21 protein-coding genes are annotated in these 20,197 nt (G+C 35.2%); 11 read left to right on the forward strand and 10 right to left on the reverse strand.

The genetic code is table 11. From position 1 onward, the window contains the following. Nucleotides 1-59 precede the first annotated feature (59 nt). Nucleotides 60-887: a hypothetical protein gene (locus DB895_RS03590; protein WP_116723984.1), complete on the forward strand. Its 828-nt coding sequence runs from the start codon at nt 60-62 to the stop codon at nt 885-887. A 45-nt stretch (nt 888-932) separates the two neighbouring features. On the opposite strand, the gene rlmN is transcribed toward DB895_RS03590, so the two are convergent. Then, nucleotides 933-1,976 carry a 23S rRNA (adenine(2503)-C(2))-methyltransferase RlmN gene (gene rlmN, locus DB895_RS03595; protein ID WP_116723985.1) on the reverse strand — a complete coding sequence of 348 codons (1,044 nt, stop codon included), beginning with the start codon at nt 1,974-1,976 and terminating at the stop codon, nt 933-935. Nucleotides 1,977-2,076: 100 nt separating this feature from the next. Between rlmN and DB895_RS03600 the strand changes: the two genes are divergently transcribed. After that, nucleotides 2,077-2,718 (forward strand): O-methyltransferase, encoded by a 642-nt coding sequence (locus DB895_RS03600; RefSeq protein ID WP_116723986.1) that lies wholly within the window; start codon nt 2,077-2,079, stop codon nt 2,716-2,718. Between the two features lie 81 nt (nt 2,719-2,799). Here DB895_RS03600 and DB895_RS03605 read toward each other — a convergent pair whose 3' ends face one another. The 5 genes from DB895_RS03605 to DB895_RS03625 all read right to left on the reverse strand — a co-directional run bounded on the left by DB895_RS03605 (nt 2,800) and on the right by DB895_RS03625 (nt 6,019). After that, entirely contained in the window at nt 2,800-3,363 is a 564-nt protein-coding gene (locus DB895_RS03605; RefSeq protein ID WP_116723987.1) for a phosphatase PAP2 family protein, read from the reverse strand. After that, on the reverse strand, nt 3,363-3,674 hold the full coding sequence (locus DB895_RS03610) for a Sec-independent protein translocase subunit TatA/TatB (RefSeq protein WP_116723988.1): 312 nt from the start codon (nt 3,672-3,674) through the stop codon (nt 3,363-3,365). The genes DB895_RS03605 and DB895_RS03610 overlap by 1 nt, the downstream gene beginning before the upstream one ends. Nucleotides 3,675-3,721: 47 nt before the next feature. Beyond that, the gene (locus DB895_RS03615) at nt 3,722-4,459 is read right to left on the reverse strand and encodes a hypothetical protein (protein ID WP_243694617.1); all 738 of its coding nucleotides are present in this window, start codon (nt 4,457-4,459) and stop codon (nt 3,722-3,724) included. A gap of 68 nt (nt 4,460-4,527) precedes the next feature. Then, nucleotides 4,528-5,274 carry a carboxypeptidase-like regulatory domain-containing protein gene (locus DB895_RS03620; RefSeq protein ID WP_116723989.1) on the reverse strand — a complete coding sequence of 249 codons (747 nt, stop codon included), beginning with the start codon at nt 5,272-5,274 and terminating at the stop codon, nt 4,528-4,530. Then, nucleotides 5,264-6,019: a hypothetical protein gene (locus DB895_RS03625; RefSeq protein WP_116723990.1), complete on the reverse strand. Its 756-nt coding sequence runs from the start codon at nt 6,017-6,019 to the stop codon at nt 5,264-5,266. Before DB895_RS03625 ends, DB895_RS03620 begins: the two co-directional genes overlap by 11 nt. 157 nt (nt 6,020-6,176) lie before the next feature. Here DB895_RS03625 and pepE point away from each other — a divergent pair, with 157 nt between their 5' ends. Next, nucleotides 6,177-6,890 carry a dipeptidase PepE gene (pepE, locus tag DB895_RS03630; protein ID WP_116723991.1) on the forward strand — a complete coding sequence of 238 codons (714 nt, stop codon included), beginning with the start codon at nt 6,177-6,179 and terminating at the stop codon, nt 6,888-6,890. A gap of 74 nt (nt 6,891-6,964) precedes the next feature. Here the strand turns inward: pepE and DB895_RS03635 are convergent, their stop codons facing one another. Further along, the gene (locus DB895_RS03635; RefSeq protein ID WP_116723992.1) at nt 6,965-7,261 is read right to left on the reverse strand and encodes an isoamylase early set domain-containing protein; all 297 of its coding nucleotides are present in this window, start codon (nt 7,259-7,261) and stop codon (nt 6,965-6,967) included. 453 nt (nt 7,262-7,714) lie between these two features. Next, nucleotides 7,715-8,098, reverse strand: coding sequence for a DUF423 domain-containing protein (locus DB895_RS03640; protein ID WP_317046104.1), 384 nt, complete (start codon nt 8,096-8,098; stop codon nt 7,715-7,717). A gap of 145 nt (nt 8,099-8,243) precedes the next feature. Between DB895_RS03640 and DB895_RS03645 the strand changes: the two genes are divergently transcribed. From DB895_RS03645 to DB895_RS03660, 4 genes are all read left to right on the forward strand, one after another. After that, entirely contained in the window at nt 8,244-9,008 is a 765-nt protein-coding gene (locus DB895_RS03645) for a DUF3108 domain-containing protein (protein ID WP_116723994.1), read from the forward strand. Nucleotides 9,009-9,012: 4 nt separating this feature from the next. Continuing rightward, nucleotides 9,013-9,327, forward strand: a complete 315-nt coding sequence (locus tag DB895_RS03650) for a hypothetical protein (RefSeq protein ID WP_116723995.1) — start codon at nt 9,013-9,015, stop codon at nt 9,325-9,327. A 151-nt stretch (nt 9,328-9,478) separates the two neighbouring features. Next, nucleotides 9,479-10,849: a saccharopine dehydrogenase family protein gene (locus DB895_RS03655; protein ID WP_116723996.1), complete on the forward strand. Its 1,371-nt coding sequence runs from the start codon at nt 9,479-9,481 to the stop codon at nt 10,847-10,849. 195 nt (nt 10,850-11,044) lie between these two features. After that, entirely contained in the window at nt 11,045-11,515 is a 471-nt protein-coding gene (locus DB895_RS03660; protein ID WP_116723997.1) for an Lrp/AsnC family transcriptional regulator, read from the forward strand. Between the two features lie 82 nt (nt 11,516-11,597). Here DB895_RS03660 and DB895_RS03665 read toward each other — a convergent pair whose 3' ends face one another. Beyond that, nucleotides 11,598-12,269: a zinc metallopeptidase gene (locus DB895_RS03665; RefSeq protein ID WP_116723998.1), complete on the reverse strand. Its 672-nt coding sequence runs from the start codon at nt 12,267-12,269 to the stop codon at nt 11,598-11,600. Nucleotides 12,270-12,390: 121 nt separating this feature from the next. Further along, a complete protein-coding gene (locus DB895_RS03670; protein WP_116723999.1) occupies nt 12,391-15,498 on the reverse strand; it encodes a leucine--tRNA ligase in 3,108 nt (1,035 codons plus the stop codon). A 330-nt stretch (nt 15,499-15,828) separates the two neighbouring features. On the opposite strand from DB895_RS03670, the gene DB895_RS03675 reads away from it, so the two are divergent. From DB895_RS03675 to DB895_RS03690, 4 genes are all read left to right on the forward strand, one after another. Further along, a complete protein-coding gene (locus DB895_RS03675) occupies nt 15,829-16,176 on the forward strand; it encodes a winged helix-turn-helix domain-containing protein (protein ID WP_116724000.1) in 348 nt (115 codons plus the stop codon). A gap of 120 nt (nt 16,177-16,296) precedes the next feature. Then, nucleotides 16,297-18,864, forward strand: coding sequence for a TonB-dependent receptor (locus DB895_RS03680; RefSeq protein WP_116724001.1), 2,568 nt, complete (start codon nt 16,297-16,299; stop codon nt 18,862-18,864). Nucleotides 18,865-18,994: 130 nt separating this feature from the next. Beyond that, on the forward strand, nt 18,995-19,870 hold the full coding sequence (locus DB895_RS03685) for a cell division protein FtsX (protein ID WP_116724002.1): 876 nt from the start codon (nt 18,995-18,997) through the stop codon (nt 19,868-19,870). 36 nt (nt 19,871-19,906) lie between these two features. Continuing rightward, entirely contained in the window at nt 19,907-20,146 is a 240-nt protein-coding gene (locus DB895_RS03690; protein ID WP_116724003.1) for a DUF3098 domain-containing protein, read from the forward strand. The last annotated feature ends 51 nt before the right edge of the window (nt 20,147-20,197 follow it).

Raw genomic sequence — 20,197 nt, forward strand, 5'->3', positions numbered from 1 at the left:
TGTAATTAAACCTTTTATAAATTTTAAAGTCATAATACAAAACCTAAAAAAAACAATTTATGAAAACAAAAATTTTAATGCTCGGAATGATTTTGTCAGTATTATCAATAAGTTGTACTAAAGACGATAATTCGCAAGTTGACACACCAATTAGTGCAACAGATATTACTGCAAATGCAAAAATAGACGATGTTTCAGACGATGTTTTGCAAGTTGTGGAATCACAGTCTAATGAAGTGGCATCAGCAGGACGAATGAGTTCCCCTTCAGAAAACGCTTTAGGCAGTGGCACAATAGAGATAACGACTGATAAAACGGGAAACACTTGGACACGAACAATAAATTTTGGAACTTCTTACACGCTCTATAACGGAAATATAGTTAGCGGTAAAATCATTGTTTCTTTTACCTATGATGGACTTAACTCCAATACAAGAACCATCAATTACAAGTTTGAAAATTTTTATCATAATAACCGACATATTGAAGGAAATAGAACCGTAGTTAAAACCACTTTGTCAAACGGTCATCCTCAAGCTACTATTGACTTGAATATGACCGTTACTACTCCAGAGGGAGGTGTTTTTACCCGTATAGGAACCAGAGTCCGAGAATTTACATCTGGATATGGTGATACAATTCTATTAAACAATGAATTTTCCATAACTGGAAATTGGACCACCACCTTACCAAGCGGGATTATTCACACAACAACCATTACTTCCGCAGTAATAGTAAAAATGAACTGTCCACATATTGTTAGCGGAATAGTTAAATTTGTAAGAACAAAATCTACAGCCGTTTTAGATTATGGCAATGGCGATTGTGATGAAAAAGCAACAATGACAATAGATGGAGTGGCTCGTAATATTACTCTAGGAAAATAAATATTTATTCAGCATAAAAAAAGCGTTCGAATTCGAACGCTTTTTTTATGCTTCTTTATTTGCTAATTGCCCGCAGGCTGCATCAATGTCTTTCCCTCTACTCCTTCTTACTTTTGCAACGATGTCATTGGCCTCTAATGCTTTGATGTAGGCATTAATAGATTGCTCAGATGCTTGCTGAAATTCGCCGTCATCAATAGGATTATATTCTATCAAATTAACTTTACAAGGTACATGTTTACAGAATTTTACCAAGGCATCAATTGATGCGGTATTGTCATTGATATCTTTCCAAACCACATATTCATAGGTGATTTTGCTTTTGGTTTTTTTGTACCAATATTCTAAAGATTCCCGCAATTCAGTTAAGGGGAAATTGGCACTAAAAGGCATGATTCGAGAACGAATTTCATCAATAGCTGAATGCAAAGAAACGGCTAATTTAAATTTCACTTCATCGTCAGCCAATTTTTTAATCATTTTTGGAACTCCAGAAGTAGAAACCGTAATCCGTTTGGGAGACATTCCCAAACCATCATTAGAGGTTATCATATCGATAGCTTTAATGACATTGTTGTAATTCATTAACGGCTCCCCCATTCCCATAAAGACAATATTCGATAACGGATGGTTGTAATACAAACGACTTTCCTTATCAATAGCAATCACTTGATCGTAAATTTCGGCGGGTTCAAGGTTCCGCATTCTTTTTAATTTTGCGGTAGCACAAAAATTACAATCCAAACTGCACCCCACTTGACTGGAAACACAGGCTGTTGTTCTGGTATTTGTTGGAATCAATACACTCTCTACCACCAAACCATCATGTAAACGAACCGCATTTTTTACAGTCCCGTCTTCACTGCGTTGCATGGTATCGACTTTGATATGATTAATCACAAAATTACCTTCAAGCATAGCACGAGTTTCCTTAGAGATATTGGTCATGTCTTCAAAATGATGTGCCCCTTTGCTCCACAACCATTCATAAACTTGGTTTCCTCGAAAAGCTTTATCATTGTTAACTACAAAGAAATCCCGCAACTGGTCTTTAGATAATGCTCGTATGTCTTTTTTTTCGGTTTGCATCCTGCAAATTTAATGACTATTTGTTGATTTATTTCATCAATTCGCATAAATGCTCGTGTGTTGATTTGATAATTTGATAACTTTGACAAAAATTAAAATAATGCACTTCATCTCCCCAGAATTAGAAGATTACATCGAGCAACATTCCCAAGACGAGCCCGAATTATTAGCGGAACTTAATAAAGAAACGTATCAAAAAATTTTATTGCCTAGAATGCTAAGCGGTCATTTCCAAGGTCGGGTTTTGAGTATGTTATCCAAATTAATTCGCCCCATAAACATTCTTGAAATAGGCACTTATACAGGCTATTCGGCTTTATGTTTATGTGAGGGAATGCAGGAAAACGGAATTTTGCATACAATTGACATCAAGGAAGAGCTTATTGATTTTCAGAAAAAATATTTTGACAAATCGCCATGGAAAAACCAAATTGTACAGCATTTAGGAGAAGCTATTGTCATTATTCCAACATTAGAACAGAAATTTGATTTGGTTTTTATTGATGCTGACAAGGAAAATTACCTTAACTATTTTGAGTTGATTCTTCCTAAAATGAATAAAGGCGGCATTATTTTATCGGATAATGTGTTATGGAGCGGGAAGGTTTTAGAACCCTTGCAACCCAATGACTTTAGTACCAAAACACTTATGGAATACAATGAATTATTAAAAAGCGACCCTCGAGTTGAAACGGTTTTATTTCCTATTCGCGATGGCTTAACGGTAAGCAGGGTTTTGTAGCCCAGATGGAAACGGCATCCTTTTTCTTAGCTTTTCAGCGTGGAAAAAGATATAGAGAACAGCTGGATTGGCTCCTGAAAATTATTGCGGAAAATATTTTATTTGTGCCGCTTGGTATATTTTGAACATCATAAACCCAGAAACCCATCCAAGTATATATCCTCCAATAATGTCTAAGGGATAATGCAATCCCAGATATATTCTACTGTACGCAAAGATTAAAGGCCATAAAAACAGAAATCCAAAATATTTGAAATGGTTCTTGAAAATAAGATATAATAAAGTGGTGATACCCATAGAATTCGTAGCATGACCGGACACAAAACTAAAGGTTGCGCTTGATTTTACTATTCGAATACTATTTTTCAAATCGGGCTCACTGCAGGGTCTCAATCGTTGAAATCCATTCTTGAAAAGATTGGCAACTTGATCTGTAAACGTTACTAAAAGCGCCACGAATAAAAGTAGAATTAAGGTTTGTTTTGCTCCAATTTTTTTAAAAATAATATATAAAATTACTATGAAAAGGGGAATCCAACTGGTTTGTTTAGTAATCATTAACCATAATCCGTCAAATGATTCTGAACCTAGTCCATTTAAGTAAACAAATAATTTTCGATCAAGGGACAAAATTTTCTCTACCATTACAATTGTCTTTTTATTGGACCTGTTACTTCTTCAATATCCTTTTTTATTTTAGTTAAGGTAGAAGTGCTATTGCCTATAAAATTTTCTTTTGCTTTGGTGATTTCTGAAGAAATATCAGAAAATGAAGAATCCTCAGTAACCCCATCGACCCCTTTTTGAATTTCACTTTTTATATCATTTGTAGCATTTTTTAGTTGCGCCATCAATTTACCCAAAGTTCGTGCTATTTCTGGGACTTTATCTGATCCAAAAAGCATCAAAACTACAAGTAGTATAAAAACTATTTCTCCTCCTCCAATACCAAACATAATTATTATTTTTTTTCCTTACAAAAGTACAAAAACTTCGGCTTTAATTATTTCTGTTCCCGTTGAATTATTTCGTTATAACCAGAGGCTAATTTCTTGACTAAAAACAAAGTCATGGTTTTATTTTTAGCTCGCAAAGCATTAGCAAAATCAGCATCTTCAATCAAATAGTATTGAAACCCCTTGATGTAATTTTTTGGAATTTTTAAAACTTCGGTATAATAGTCCTCTTCATAATATCCGTCAAGTCTCATTAATAATTTTTCGTTTTTTTCTACAATAATTTCTTTTTTAAGCATTGTTGTTCTCCCAGAAATCCAATTGATAATAGGGTCAAGAGGGACAATTCCACCTCCGGTAGTTGCGGTATAGAGTTTTCGTTCTGCTGGCGTATATTTCTTTTGCCCGTATGGAATAATCCCCAAGTTCTCGGCATTAATATTTGAATTTTGGTTGATGGTTACTTCTTTGAGTTGGTTCATTTTTGGATTCATTTTAAAAATAAGCAATTCTGAATTGAAGTCGTCTTCACTTATCGTTTTTCTTCTGGTCTCTAGGTTTACTGCAGACAATAGTAATACGTCCCCGACTTTAACAACTAAATTAAAAACTCCCTTTATATCAGAAACTGTCGCTTTTTCATTTCTAACATTGGTAATAGTAACGCCTTCTACCGCAACAGCATCAACTATGATTATACCTGTTATTTGTTTTTCACCAAGTGTTTGTCCCGAAACGAATTGAACTAGAAAAAGCAGGATAAAAGGCAGTAAATTATTTTTCAATTTCTAGTGTTGCAATAACGTGAGTTTATGAATTTTTCGGCAAATAAAAACAGAATGAGACTGTTGTTTTATTTATTAATGGCAGTGATTTTTTTGAATTCCATATTTTTCACAATTAAGAAATCCATCAATTCAAATTCGGTGGTTGATTTGGAGAACATTCTTGCTTTGGATTCATTTTCGCAATAAACGAGGAAGAGTTTGATGGCATCATCATTCAATTTTAATTTATTCGTAAAAAAAGAATAGCCAATCTTTTTCATGACAATTTCCGTAAAATCGGTTTGCGTTGTAAAATCTGTTTTTTTAGGATACTTTTTCTTGAGTATTTTGAAAACATCCTTATACATCCTGACAAAGTCCATGGGATTTTCAACACCTCCCACCTGCATCATGGTCCGGTTTTTTGAGGACGATTTTTCATCATCAAAATACTTCTTGTCCACAATGGACTGTGAACCTTGTATGGGTTTTATATTGTTTTTGTTAGAAACGACAACTTCCGATAATTGGTGCGTAAAAATTTCCAGTTTTATTTTTAAATCAATTCCTTTTATGTCCGAATAAACATATTTTTTAGATTTGAATTGTAAACCCGAAAAAACTAAAGTATCGTTTTCCCTTACATTGATGCTAAAAAAACCTTGAGAACTCGTTACCGTTCCTGTTTTGGAATTAGCATTAAAAACAACAACATTTTCAACATTTATGGAATCATTAACCACTTGCCCATGAATTAACTTTCTTGTCAATAATTGACTAAAGCAAACTTGGCTTAACAATAACAAAGCTAGTATTCCTATTTTATTTTTCATTTGCAATAATATCAATATATTTCAATGCCAGTTCACCCATTAAAAAAGTTGCCATTGCTTTATTATTAGCATTCAGTGTACTAACAAAGCTAGTGTTTTCTACGATATAATATTGAAATCCCTTGATATATTCTTCAGGAATTTTTAATTTATTTCTGTAGAAATCGTTGTCAAACATATCCCCTATTCGCTTTAATAAATATTCTTTCCGCTCCACTTGAACATTTTTCAACAATTCAGCCGTTCTCCCTGAAAGCAAGTTGAATAGCGGATCAATGGAAAGCGACGTATTTAATCCTATTCGAGCATCTAAACCTGTTGCTGCTTTCAATCTTCGCTCCGCAGGCGTATAGCTTATTTGTCCTTTTGGAATAATCCCCAAAACTACCGCGTTAATGTTTTTATATTGATAAATCATGACTTCTTTCAGTTGCGTCATTAAAGGCATCATTTTTACAAAAAACAATTCTTTGCAAAAATCATCCTCAGACAAAGCAATTTTAACGCCTTTAAATTGAATAGAGGACAACACTAAAGTATCTCCAACAGTAGCGGGAATCGAAAAATAACCTCCTTCATTTGTGATAGTACTCTTTTCTGTTTTAAGATTGATAACATAAATCCCTTCCATATTATGAACATCGGCAGAGACCTTCCCTCTCAGAATCCTATGAATAGGTGTTTGACCAACCATTTTATTGGGTAATATCGTAAGTACAATAAAAGCAATTAAGATTTTATCCATAATTATTAAACCTAAAAATACACTGTATTATTTTGTAAATGTATTTTAAGGTACTCCCAATAAATTACTAACGGGATACTAATTTTAAGTTAATTTAAAACAGTGACAAAACTCCTTATATTTTTTACCTTTATACGAAAATCTTTTAATACTAAAAATGAAGAATCTAATTATCGCCAGTACTTCCACGCTTCATGGCGAAACTTATTTGGAATACTTATTACCCCATTTGGCTTTACATTTCAAGAATTGCAAAACCATACTGTTTATTCCCTACGCGAGACCCGGCGGGATTTCCCATGAAGAATACACCCATATTGTACATCTGGCTTTCGCCAAAATAAATATTAAAGTAAAAGGAATTCATGAATTTGAAGACCCTAAAGATGCCATTGAAAACGCCGAAGGAATTTTTACTGGTGGTGGCAATACGTTTGTATTGGTATATCAATTATATAGAAATAATATAATGAAAAATTTGGCAGAAACCTTAGAGAAAGGAACGCCTTACTTGGGTACAAGTGCCGGAAGTAATATTTGCGGACAAACCATGCAAACCACGAACGACATGCCCATAATTTATCCCCCCAGTTTTGAAACCTTGGGTTTGCTTCCGTTTAATTTGAATCCACACTATCTCGATTCCGATTTGGATTCGAAACACATGGGCGAAACACGCGAAGCTCGAATTTTAGAATTCCACCAGTTCAACTCAACTCCTATTTTAGGATTACGCGAAGGAAGTTGGCTTGACATAAAAGGAGAGCAAATAACTCTTAAAGGAGGTCTTTCTGCTCGACTTTTTATACAAAACCAAACTCCTAAAGAATTACAATCCGAAAGTGACTTGAATTTCTTAGTAAGACTTTAAACCGATTTCGTGTCTTAATTATTATGGAAATAGAACAAAAAAGTCGCTCAAACGAGCGACTTTTTATTTTGATGTTATACTTCTAAAACACCATTTTCTGTTCCGGCAAATTCATTCCAAATAAAATAATCCGCTTCTTGATCATTAACATATACACCGTCAACAACATACTTGAATTCATAAGTTGCATCTTTGTTTATATCGAAAACTCCTTTGAAAGTTCCGTTTTTTAATTTGCTTAATTCGCCTTCGCTTGGACTCCAATTATTGAAATCACCTACTACAGAAGCCGTATTTGCATCTTTAGCATCAACTGTAAAAGTTACTTTGCAAACTGGCTTAGTTTTTATAAATTGTTTCTTGATAGACATAACAGATTCATTTTTAGAATTATGAGACAAAGAAAGGAAATTCATCTGAACAAACCATATCGATATTAAAGAATTAGGATAATAATAGAAAGTATCAGAAAAAACGACTATATTCTTACTTATTAATGGCTTAAATTACTAATATTTAAAATGAAAACGTTTTTCCAATACATAATTAATACCCTAAAATAGGCCATTTAACAATCAACATTTAGCATTCATCCCCAACATAAGTCTGATTTAATGAATTAAGATCCCAATTTCTCCATTTTTGTATGTTAGTAATGCATCAAAATCTACTGGGGTTTGTTATTTAGACGAATGGCGCATTCCATTCGGGATATTTATTGAACCTTTTAAAGCCATATAAAGATAATGTGCGCAAGAAGAAATTTTATCAATTCCAAATGGAATGGCCTATCTGGTTGCCCAAAAACATTTTCATCCTAATTGCTAATTCTTACCTGCACTTTTTTTCACAGAGTGATACAAACACAAAAACCAAGCAGCTATTAAAAAAGCTCCCCCAATGGGAGTTACAAATCCAATTATTCTAAAGTCAAAAGTGGTCAGGTCATCTGTTGCCAATAGATAGATTGAACCTGAGAAAAAAAGTACCCCTATTACAACGAGGTTTAGAATAGCTCTTTTCGCATTTTCAGAAATAAGGTGAGACGTTCCAGTAAACAATAAAAACAGGGCGTGATACATTTGATATTTTACTCCCGTTTCAAAAATATTTAACTGTTCCAAACTTAATACTTTTTTTAAAGCATGCGCACCAAAAGCGCCAAGGATGATAGCGACCATACCTAATAGTGCCGCTATTGAAATCATTTTTTTCTCCATTTCTTTACATATATAATAATTAGCGAAATTATTAGTTATTAGTGGAAACCGAAAAGTTTTTAAGCTTTTTTAATGATGAAAAAAGCTTAATGAAAAAATTATTATATTTGCACCTTCTAAAATTAGAAACTTAATGAGAAAATTACTATTTATTCTAACAATTTTATTGGCAATCAACGCAGCATTTGCTCAAGAAAACAAAGCGGTAAAACCTGGCGAAAAATTTATTTATGCCGCTTCCTATAATATGAGTGGCCTAATGACACAGCTCGCCCAAGTGACGATGGAAACCGAAACTGTAAAAACGTCAAAAAACACCTTGCTGCATTTGAGTTGTCAAGCAACCACTTTCAGCAAATGGGATACTTTTTTCAAGATTAGAGATATTTATGAATCGTATGTAAACCCAATTACTTTAAAACCTAGTTTATACAAAAGAGATATTTTTGAAGGAAGCTACTTCAAAAAAGAAAAATATATTTTCAAAAATGGCGGAAGTACAATTGAAAGTACCATGAATAAAAAACACACTGAAACTAAAAAAACATTTTCCGTTGGCGGTACAACCCAAGACGTAGTTTCTATTCTATACAAATTAAGAACCGTTGACTTTAACACTTTTAAACCGGGTCAAATTAAATCTTTTGTTGTTGTTTTTGATGAAAAAGAAATGGCCGTTTCTGCAAAATTCATGGGAAAAGAAACGGTATCTGCCGGAAATCTAGGCAAAAAAGAATGCTATAAAATTTCAATTGGCGCAAAAACAAAAGCCCTTAAAGGAACGGACAAAAACATTATTTGGCTTACCGCCGATGCTGCAAAAGTACCTGCTTTAATCAAATTCAGCATTCCTGTGGGAACAGGACAACTAACTTTATCTAACGCATCAGGATTATAAAATTATGAGAAAATTATTTATTGTTTTAGCCGTTATATTTGCAATTCTAGGAATTGTTTTTGCCGTTTTACCATTGGGTACTTTGGCACTTTTGCCTATTGGATTAGGTTTCATTTTTGGTTTCATCGCCTTAATAAAATCGGACATCAATCAAAAAAATATACCTAAATGGATTCTTATAGTTTCTGGGTTAACTTTGATTGTTGTTATTGGGAAACAAACCCTTATCAAAGATGAAGTGGCAAAAGATGTCCAATTTGAACAGAAAAAGATAGAATCCAAAAAAGAAGACATGAAAGATCTAGAAGGTCTCGAATAATATTTTTTGAAACAAAATGCAAAGCTCACTTTAATCGTGAGCTTTTTTTATTTAAAATAAAAATATAAAAAATCAAGTAGAAAATCTTTCTCAACTATAACGTTTGCGAATCAGCCCTATTTCATACCTTTGTACACATTTATAAAACACTATGAGAAACATTCTAATTATTGGAGCTGGTCGTTCGGCTTCTTCACTAATACAATATCTTCTAAACAAATCCGATCAGGAAAATTTACATCTTACCATTGGAGATTTATCCTTTGAATTGGCCCAAAGAAAAACCAACAATCATAAAAACGCTACGGCAATCGCTATAGACATTTTTGATGCAAATCAAAGAAAAACCGAAATTAAAAAAGCGGATATCATAATCTCTATGTTACCAGCTCACCTGCATATTGAAATCGCCAGAGACTGCATCCTATATAAAAAACACATGGTTACCGCTTCTTATGTCAGCGACGCCATGCAAGAATTGGATGCTGCCGCAAAAGAAAACAACCTGATTTTCATGAATGAAATTGGGCTTGATCCCGGAATTGATCACATGAGTGCCATGAAAATCATTAATGAAATTAGGGAAAAAGGTGGAAAAGTAATTCTGTTTGAATCCTTCTGCGGTGGATTGGTCGCCCCAGAATCGGACAACAATTTATGGAATTATAAATTCACTTGGGCCCCAAGAAATGTGGTTTTGGCAGGACAAGGTGGCGCTGCCAAGTTCATACAGGAAGGGACTTACAAATACATTCCGTACCACAAATTATTCCGCAGAACCGAGTTCATGGAAGTGGAAGGCTATGGAAGATTTGAATGTTATGCCAACCGAGATTCACTAAAATACCGAAGCGTTTATGGACTTGATAACGCATTGACCTTATATCGAGGAACCATTCGCAGGGTGGGTTTTTCTAAAGCTTGGAACATGTTTGTGCAACTGGGTATGACTGACGACACCTATGTTATAGACAATTCTGAAACCATAAGCTATAGAGAATTCACCAATTTATTCTTGCCATATCACCCTACAGATTCAGTAGAAATCAAATTGCGATTGAGTCTTGGCATCGAACAAGATGACATTATGTGGGACAAATTATTAGAATTAGATATTTTGAATTCAAAAAAAATTGTTGCCCTTAAAAATGCAACTCCCGCACAAATTCTCGAAAAAATCTTAACCGACAGTTGGACTTTGCAACCCAATGACAAAGACATGATCGTGATGTATCATAAATTTGGCTACGAACTAAATGGAGTGCAAAAACAAATCGATTCCAAAATGGTTTGCATCGGCGAAGACCAAACCTATACTGCAATGGCCAAAACAGTAGGATTACCGGTGGCCATGGCGACTTTGCAAATCCTGAACGGCAACATTACAACTCCCGGTGTTCAGTTGCCTATTAACAAAGAAGTGTATTTGCCCATTTTGAAAGAACTGGAAGAATATGGCGTAATTTTTAACGAAAAAGAAATGCCATATTTAGGCTACAACCCGGATAAAGTTAGCGGTTAAAATTTTATGGAGCTATTTACTTCGTCAGTTCGCTCCGCTTGTGTCCTGCTATCCATTTTATCCACGCCCAAAAGCGTGGGATGTCGTTGCTATCAGGGCTATAAATTTAAAATTTAATTCAAATTCACGGTTATTTTATACATTTGCTTTTCAAATAAAATCAAATAACTATTTTTTGATTACATTCAACAACCAATGAAAATAAATCTTCAACAAGTAGAAATTGACGGAATCGACAAAGAAATTCTTCGGTTCCTGATGGATGATGCCAGAAAACCCATATTACAAATCGCCAACAAAATCGGGATTTCTGGTGCGGCCATTCATCAACGACTGAAAAAACTGGAACAATCCGGGGTGATTTCGGGATCGAAATTTATCGTGAACACCAAAGTTTTGGGCTATAGCACCATGGCTTTCGTAGGAATTTATCTAGACAAAGCGGCACGGAATCCAGAAGCCGTAAGAGAACTAAAAAAAATCCCCGAAGTACTGGAATGCCATTACACCACAGGAAATTGGTCCATTTTAATTAAAATTATTTGTCGGGACAACGAACACTTGATGAATTTACTCAATTCGAAAATTCAGGCCATCGAAGGTGTTTCGAGAACAGAAACTTTCATTTCATTAGACCAGCAAATTGACAGACAAATTCAATTGTAGACCAATCAGTTATTGAATCTATTTTTCCCATAAAAAAATCCGCTCTTTCAAAACGGATTTTGTGTTTTATCTAAATCTTTATTTATCTTCTATTGTTAAAAATCGAAATATAGTATAATAGCGTTGCAATAGAGCCAATGGCAGCAACTACATACGTTCTGGCAGCCCATTTCAAAGCATCTTTTGCGCCTGCTTGCTCTTTTTGGCTCAGCATATTTTTGTTTTCCAACCAAGCCAAAGCCCTGTTACTTGCATCATATTCCACCGGCAAAGTGATAATCGAAAATACCGTAGTTGCGGCAAAAATCACGATTCCTACCAATAGCAATTGCGGAAAAGTGCGCAGCATTAATATACCCGCTATTAAAATCCATTGCATATAGGTCGAAGCTACGCTAACAACAGGCACTAATTGCGAACGCAAAGTGAGCCAACTATAGGCTGTGGCATGTTGTACCGCGTGACCGCATTCGTGCGCGGCAACGGCCGCAGCAGCTGCGTTTCTTTGGTTATAAACCGCCTCACTCAAGTTCACGGTTTTGTCTGCAGGATTGTAATGGTCGGTAAGTTGGCCTTCTGTAGAGATTACTTTAACATCTGTAATTCCGTGGTCAGCAAGCATTTTTTCAGCGATTTCCCTTCCGGACATTCCGTTTTGCAGTTGGAGTTTAGAATACAATTCGAATTTACTTTTCAATCGACTGCTGACCAACCAACTGAATAACATAATTAAACCTGCTAATATCAAATACATATTTCTTTGTTTTTAGAATTTAGAAATATCTCATCAAATTATGAACCAATTTTTAAAAATGTCAATTTGGCATTTTTAATTTCAGTAATCAATTAAAAACATCAGTAATTAATTTTAAATTTTACCCCACCAGATTAATCACTTTTCCAGGAACGATGATTACCTTTTTAGGAACATTTCCGCCCAATTGTTTGATGGTTCTTTCGTCCTTCATGATGATTTCCTCGATTTGTGCTGGCGTTAAATCTAAGGGCAATTCTATCTTGAACCGCATTTTTCCGTTGAAAGAAACCGGATATTCCTTATTGCTTTCCACTAAATGTTTTTCGTCCAATGTTGGAAAATCTACTGTCGAAATCGAACCAGAATGTCCCAATTGACTCCATAATTCCTCAGCAATATGTGGCGCATAAGACGAAATCAAAATCGCCAATGGTTCTAAAATAGCACGGGAATGACAATTTTGAGTTGACAATTCATTCACGCAAATCATAAACTGCGAAACCGAAGTGTTAAAAGAAAATCCTTCAATATCTTCTGCTACTTTTTTAATGGTTTTGTGTAAAATTTTTAGATTTTCTTTAGTCGGTTCGTCATTGGTAACACAAAACGTGTTCTGTTCTCCCCCTTCGGGGGAGTTAGAGGGGGATTCAAAATACAAACGCCATAACTTTTTCAAGAAACCAAAAACTCCCGAAATTCCGGCCGTGTTCCAAGGTTTCGCTTGTTCTAACGGACCGAGAAACATTTCATACAAACGCAAAGTATCGGCTCCGTATTCATTGCAAATATCATCTGGAGTTACGACATTGTATTTCGATTTCGACATTTTTTCGATTTCGCGACCGACTATGTATTTACCATTTTCTTCGGTAATAAATATTGCACCTTTATATTCTTCTCTCCAAGACTTGAATTTTTCAACATCCAATTCATCAGAAGTGCTTACCATTGAAACATCAACGTGTAAAGGATTTGCATTTCCAAATTTTGATAATTTTATTGATGCTGATTTTTTTATTTCCAAATCCAACAGAGAAGTTAAATAAGTTTCAACCTCTTCAATTTTTTTAACTGTTTTTATTTTTAAAGCTATGTCTTTTTCTTCAAGAGCAGAATCCTCTTTTGAAATCAATTCTTTAACATTTTTGGAAATAAAAACTTGAGGCAAACCATTTGTACTCCAATTATTTTCTCCAATATTTCCGAAAAGATGTGGAGTAATTCGATAAACAAATGCACTCATTCCCAAAATCATTCCTTGATTAATCAATTTTTTGAATGGTTCTTCGGTTGGCGCAAAACCTTTGTCTTTTAGGAATTTATTCCAAAAACGGGAATACAATAAGTGACCGGTTGCGTGTTCGCTTCCGCCAATATATAAATCCACGCTTTCCCAATATTTTAAAGCTTCTTCGCTTGCAAATTCTCCTTCGTTTTTGGCATCCATATAACGCATCCAATACCACGAACTTCCCGCCCAACCCGGCATAGTATTCAATTCCAAAGAAAAAATAGTTACGTTGTCAACCAAATTCGTGTCAACTACTTTATTATTTACGCTGTCCCAAGCCCAAACAGAAGCATTTCCTAACGGTGGCAAACCGTCTTCGGTTGGCAAATATTTCTCTACTTCCGGCAATACGATTGGCAAATGTTTCGCATCAATCATTTGTGGCAAGCCATTCACATAATATACCGGAAACGGTTCGCCCCAATAGCGTTGACGAGAGAAAACAGCATCACGCAAACGGTAATTGATTTTCCCCTTTCCTTGGTTTATCTTTTCTAATTCAGCGATTACTTTCTTGGTCGCTTCTTTGTAACCCAATCCGTTTAAGAAATCAGAATCTACCAATTGAAAACCTTCTTTCGCACCAAAAGCCGCTTCGGAAATGTCTTTATCAAAAATGTTTTTGATTGGTTGCATTCCATTTTGCCCTTTAAAGAAATTTGCGAAAGCATAATCTCTTTCATCGCCACAAGGAACCGCCATCACAGCGCCTGTTCCGTAACCTGCCAAAACATAATCACCAATCCAAACCGGAATCGGTTCTTTAGTAAACAGATGCTCGGCATACGCTCCCGTGAAAACGCCCGAAATGGTTTTTACATCCGCCATACGCTCTCTTTCGGAACGTTTGGATGATGCAAAAATATAATCATTTACTCTATCTAAATTCTCAGAAGTTGTTATTTCTTGAACCAAAGGATGTTCAGGCGCCAAAGTCATAAACGTAACTCCGAAAATCGTGTCGGGTCTTGTAGTAAACACATCTATATATTGTTGCTCACTTTCAACCTTCGACTTTTGACTTTCGACTTTAAATGAAACCATCGCTCCAACCGATTTTCCAATCCAATTTCTTTGTGATTCTTTTATTGATTCGCTCCAATCAATATCATTCAAACCTTGAAGTAGACGTTCCGCATAAGCAGAAATTCGCATACTCCATTGGGTCATTTTCTTGCGGATAACCGGAAATCCTCCACGTTCCGAAACGCCGTTTACGATTTCATCATTGGCTAAAACCGTTCCCAATCCCGGACACCAATTGACTTCGGTTTCGGCTAAATAAGTCAATCGGTATTGTAATAGTATTTTTTGTTGCTCATCTGATGTAAATGCGTTCCATTCGCTTGACGAAAAACCAACAATATTGTCGTCGCAAACTGCATTTACATTCGCATTTCCTTCTGTTGCAAAAATGGAAACCAAAGTCGAAATATCCTCAGCTTTGTCTGTATCTTTATTGTACCAGGAATTGAATAATTGAATAAAAATCCACTGCGTATGTTTGTAATAATCAGGATTCGAAGTACGTACTTCACGACTCCAATCGAATGAAAATCCAATTTTATCCAATTGTTTACGGTAACCCGCAATTTTGTTTCCTTCTTTATCCACGCCTCCGTCAATATTTACCGAAGTCGTGTCTTCCGGACGCTGACCGGTTTGTATCGCATATTGCTCAGCCGGCAATCCAAAACTATCGTAGCCCATTGGGTGCAAAACATTGAATCCGCGATGTCTTTTATATCTCGAATACACATCCGAAGCGATGTAACCCAGTGGATGACCCACGTGCAATCCCGCTCCAGACGGATAAGGAAACATATCCAAAACATAATATTTTGGTTTTTCGGAGTTATTTTCAGCTGCAAAAGTTTGATTGTCTGCCCAATGTTTTTGCCATTTGGCTTCTATTTCGTTCGGATTGTATTTCATTCTCTTTTTTATTGTTTTTTAACGGAGTCATGCTTTCGCACACTCAAGTCATTCTGCTTTTAAAATTTGCCGCAAAGGCGCTAAGACACTAATTTATAATTTATTTTGTCATTTGGATTAAAATATTTTTTCTTTGAGACTTCGTGACTTTGTGGCAAAAAGTACAAACTAAAAACTCCAAGTCTTTGTATTAGGTAATTTGAATGGCAAATTTACGTTTATTGTGCATTGTGCCAAAGTAATTTAGTAAACAAAAAAATAAATCATAAATTGGATTCAAAATAAGTAAAAATACGTATGTTTGCAGTATGTTTTTAAAAACATAACTCTATGCCAGAAAACAAAAAATACGATATTAAAGTCAGACTTTGGATTGAAGAAGCCGAAGGGCCGTTTTTGGGTATTGGAAAAATTTGGTTGTTGGAAAATATTCAAAAAACAGGTTCTATCACCAATGCTGCCAAAGAAATGAAAATGGCATACCGTCAGGCCTGGCAATTAGTGGAAGAAATGAATAAACGTGCCGAAACTCCTTTAGTTGAAAAATTGCTTGGAGGAAAAGGCGGCGGAGGTGCAAGATTGACCGAAGCAGGAGAAAGAGCAATCACTCTTTTTTATGAAATCGAAAAACGTATCAAAGATTTTATTGAAAAAGAAACTCAAAATCTGAAATTCTAAAAAAATTCACCACCACTATTCATTTATAAACACACTGATATTCACTAAACACAAAACAACTTAAACTAAATTGTTAATCATCAGTATTCCTTTTCAAACATACTGAAAATTTATCACACTATGAAGTTAAAATTACCTTTCATTCTAATATTAATAAGCACAAGGATTCTTGCGCAAGCACCATCGGAAGACTCCAAAAAACAACAAGATACAATCAAAAGAGAAATTCTCCAAGAAGTAGTGGTAACAGCTTCCCGCACCCAAGAAACTATTTTGCGTTCGCCCATCAGTATTGAACAATTAAAAGCTGCCGATGCCAAAAACATGGGTTCACAATCCAATTTTGATGCATTGGAAAACCTGAAAGGTGTACAAATCATTACTCCAAGTTTAGGTTTCAAAGTCATCAATACCAGAGGATTTGCCAACACCACCAATGTTCGATTTGCGCAATTAATCGACGGCATAGACAATCAGGCTCCTCATTTGGGTACACCTATTGCCAATGCCCTTGGAGCCAATGATCTTGATATCGATAAAATTGAGGTTATTCCTGGTGCAGCTTCAGCCTTATACGGTATGAATGCAATTAATGGATTAGCAAATATACAAACCAAAAACCCGTTTGAATATCAAGGGATGAGCATTCAACAATTAACAGGTGTGAATCATACTGGAAATATGGATCGTTTTTCCCCCCAACTTTTCTCCACAACTAATTTGCGTTACGCCCAAGCAATCAACTCAAAAATAGCGTTCAAAATAAATGGTTCTGTCACAAATGGAACGGATTGGATTGCCGACAACCGAACTGATTTGGCTCCAACTCTCAATTCTTCAACTAATTTATACGGAGCTGACAATCCTGCTTATGATGAAGTAAATGGATATGGAAACGAATCAGCTAATAGAAAAACGCTGACTTTAAACGGTAAAAAATATGTAGTTTCCAGAACAGGTTATAGAGAAACTGATATTGCCGATTATGGTATTGAAAATTACAAATGGGATGGAGGTTTGTATTTCCGTCCAAAAAAAGGGCACGAATTAGCAGTAACTTACAAAGGAGCTTTAATCAACACGGTTTATCAACGTTCAAATCGTTTTAGATTAGATGATTACAAACTAAGCCAGTATGCAATTGATTATCATACCGATATTTTTATGATTCGTGGGTATTTGACACAAGAAAACACGGGCAAGTCATACAATATGCGCTCATTGGCGGAGAATATGGATCGTGCTTTCAAATCAGACGACAAATGGTTTGCCGATTATACCACAGCCTATAACAATGCGGTTACCAATGGATCTACAGTTGCCGATGCCCATAAAATAGCCAGAACAGCTTCTGATGCAGGAAGATTCATTCCGGGTACAGATGCTTACGAGCAAAAGAAAGAGGAACTGGTCAACATTAACAATTGGGATTATGGCGCAGCACTTCGCGTAAAATCAAGCCTCGTTCATTCTGAAGGTTTGTTGAACTGGGACAAAGCTTTTGCAGAATTTTTCAAAAAAATGGGCACACAGCTTTTAAGCGGTTTTGATTACAGAACCTATATTATTGTTCCCGATGGGAATTATTTTATCAATCCGGAGAATAATGGCAAAAACTTGAAATACGGAAAAACAGGCGGATTTACCCAGTTAAGCAAAGATTTGTTCGACAAAAAATTACGACTAAGCGCAGCCATTCGCGCTGACAAAGCCGATTATTTTGACGTGAAGTTTACACCCAGAGTTACGGCGGTATATTCTCCTAAAGAAACAATTAATTTCCGTGCTTCTTACCAAAGCGGTTACCGATTCCCGAGTATTTTCGAGGGTTTTTCCAATGTAAACAGTGGTGGCGTAAAACGAGTGGGGGGATTGCGAATTATGTCAGACGGAATTTTCGAAAACTCTTTTACCAAAGTTTCCATCGACAAATTTCAGGCTCAGGTAACCAGTGACATCAACACACTTGGTCTAACACAAGCACAAGCTATTGACAAAAACAAAGGCATAATTCAAAAAAATCCTTATACTTATTTGGAACCTGAATTTGTTCGTTCTTTTGAATTTGGATTCAGGGGTGTTGCCTTAAAAAAGAGTTTGTTTATCGATGCCGATTTTTATTACAATCGTTACGAAAACTTCATTGCCCAGGTAGAAGCCAGTATTGCCAACACGACCGACCCAGCACAAATACCGACTGCTCTCTATTCGAAAGCTACACAAAGCCGCTACCGTTTGTGGACCAATTCCAAAAGTAAAATATACAATTACGGAAGCAGTTTAGGATTGAAATACCGATTCAACGAAATGTTTTCGGCTTTAGGAAATGTGACTTATTCCAAATTAGACCGAACTGATGACAAAGACGGATTGGAAGATGGTTTCAACACTCCAGAATATGTCGCAAATGGAACCGTCGTAGCCGAAAATGTATGGAAAAATCTTGGAGCAAGTGTTACCTATCGCCAACAAAGCAAATACGATTATGTTTCATTTCTGGTTAGTGGTAAAGTGCCTGCTTATTGGTCAATGGACGCCCAAATCAATTATAATTTCGAAAAACCAGGCATAGTTGCCAAAGTTGGAGGAACTAATTTTCTAAACAAATCGTATTATTCCATATTAGGAGGCCCTCAAATTGGAGCGTTTTATTACTTGTCATTAACTTGGAACATTGGAAAAATCTAAAAAAAGCCAATGTGAAGATTAGTTTAATTTTGAAATTTATTTTATATTGTACCAATGACAAAATTTTAAACGTTATAAACTATGATTAAAGAAATTGTTTAATTATTTTTACCCCATAATTTAATCATATATGAGCTCCTCTTACGAAAAATTTCAAAAACGCAGACTAATTTCCTCTTATTTTTCGGTAGTATTAAGTGTATTTCTAGTACTATTCCTGTTAGGTCTTCTGGGGTTATTTGTAATTAATTCTAAAAATTTGTCCGACGATTTTAAGGAAGAAATCGTAATGACCGTTTTTTTTAAAAATGAGGCTACCGATAGTGTTATGAATGCTTTTGGTGCTGAACTTAAAATGTCAAAGTTTGTAAAATCAAGTGTTTACGTTTCGAAAGAACAAGCGGCAAAAGAGCATACGGACATTATAGGTGAGGATTTTATGACGTTTTTAGGAACTAATCCTTTGCAAAATTCTTTTGACATCCACCTGAAAGCCAATTATATTGATACGGAAAATATTAGAAAAATTGAAAGTCGTTTCAGGGCTAACGAAATGGTGACAGATGTTGTTTATGACAAGCAATTGGTTAGTTTGGTGAACGACAATATCAATAAAGTAAGTGTTTGGATTTTAATTATTAGCGGAATTTTAACTTTGGTGGCGATGATTTTAATCAACAGTTCGATGAGATTGTCTATTTATTCGCATCGTTTCATTATCAAAACAATGCAAATGGTTGGCGCTACGAAATCGTTTATTAGAAAACCTTTTATCTTGAGAAGTATTCAACTGGGATTGATTGGCTCTGTTTTAGCCGTTTTAGCTTTGATAGGCACATTGATTTATCTTGATTCCAGCTATCCAAATTTAGGCATATTAAGAGATCAATTAATGATTGGTGCAATATTGCTGGGGGTTCTTTTAGTTGGGATTTTAATCACATGGGTTAGTACGTTTTTTGCAACCCAACGTTATTTGAATTTGAGAACAGACGACCTGTATTAATACACAATTGGGGATAACATTTAGAATACTATAAAAATGGACGAAAAACAACAACCACAAGAATTTCTTTTTGACAAAATAAACTACAAAATCCTTTTAATAGGTATTTTGATAATCACCATTGGTTTTTTGCTCATGTCAGGAGGTGGAAGCAATGACCCGAAGGTCTTTAATGAAGAAATTTTTAATTTCAGAAGAATTCGTCTCGCTCCTACAATGGTTTTAATTGGTTTTGGAATTACGATTTACTCCATATTGAAAAAAAACAAGAGTTAGATTGTCATAATTTTTTGAAACACTTAAAAATACTACAACCCAAAATCTAAT

Source organism: Flavobacterium psychrotolerans (genome assembly GCF_003097635.1).
GTDB classification, from domain to species: Bacteria; Bacteroidota; Bacteroidia; order Flavobacteriales; family Flavobacteriaceae; genus Flavobacterium; species Flavobacterium psychrotolerans.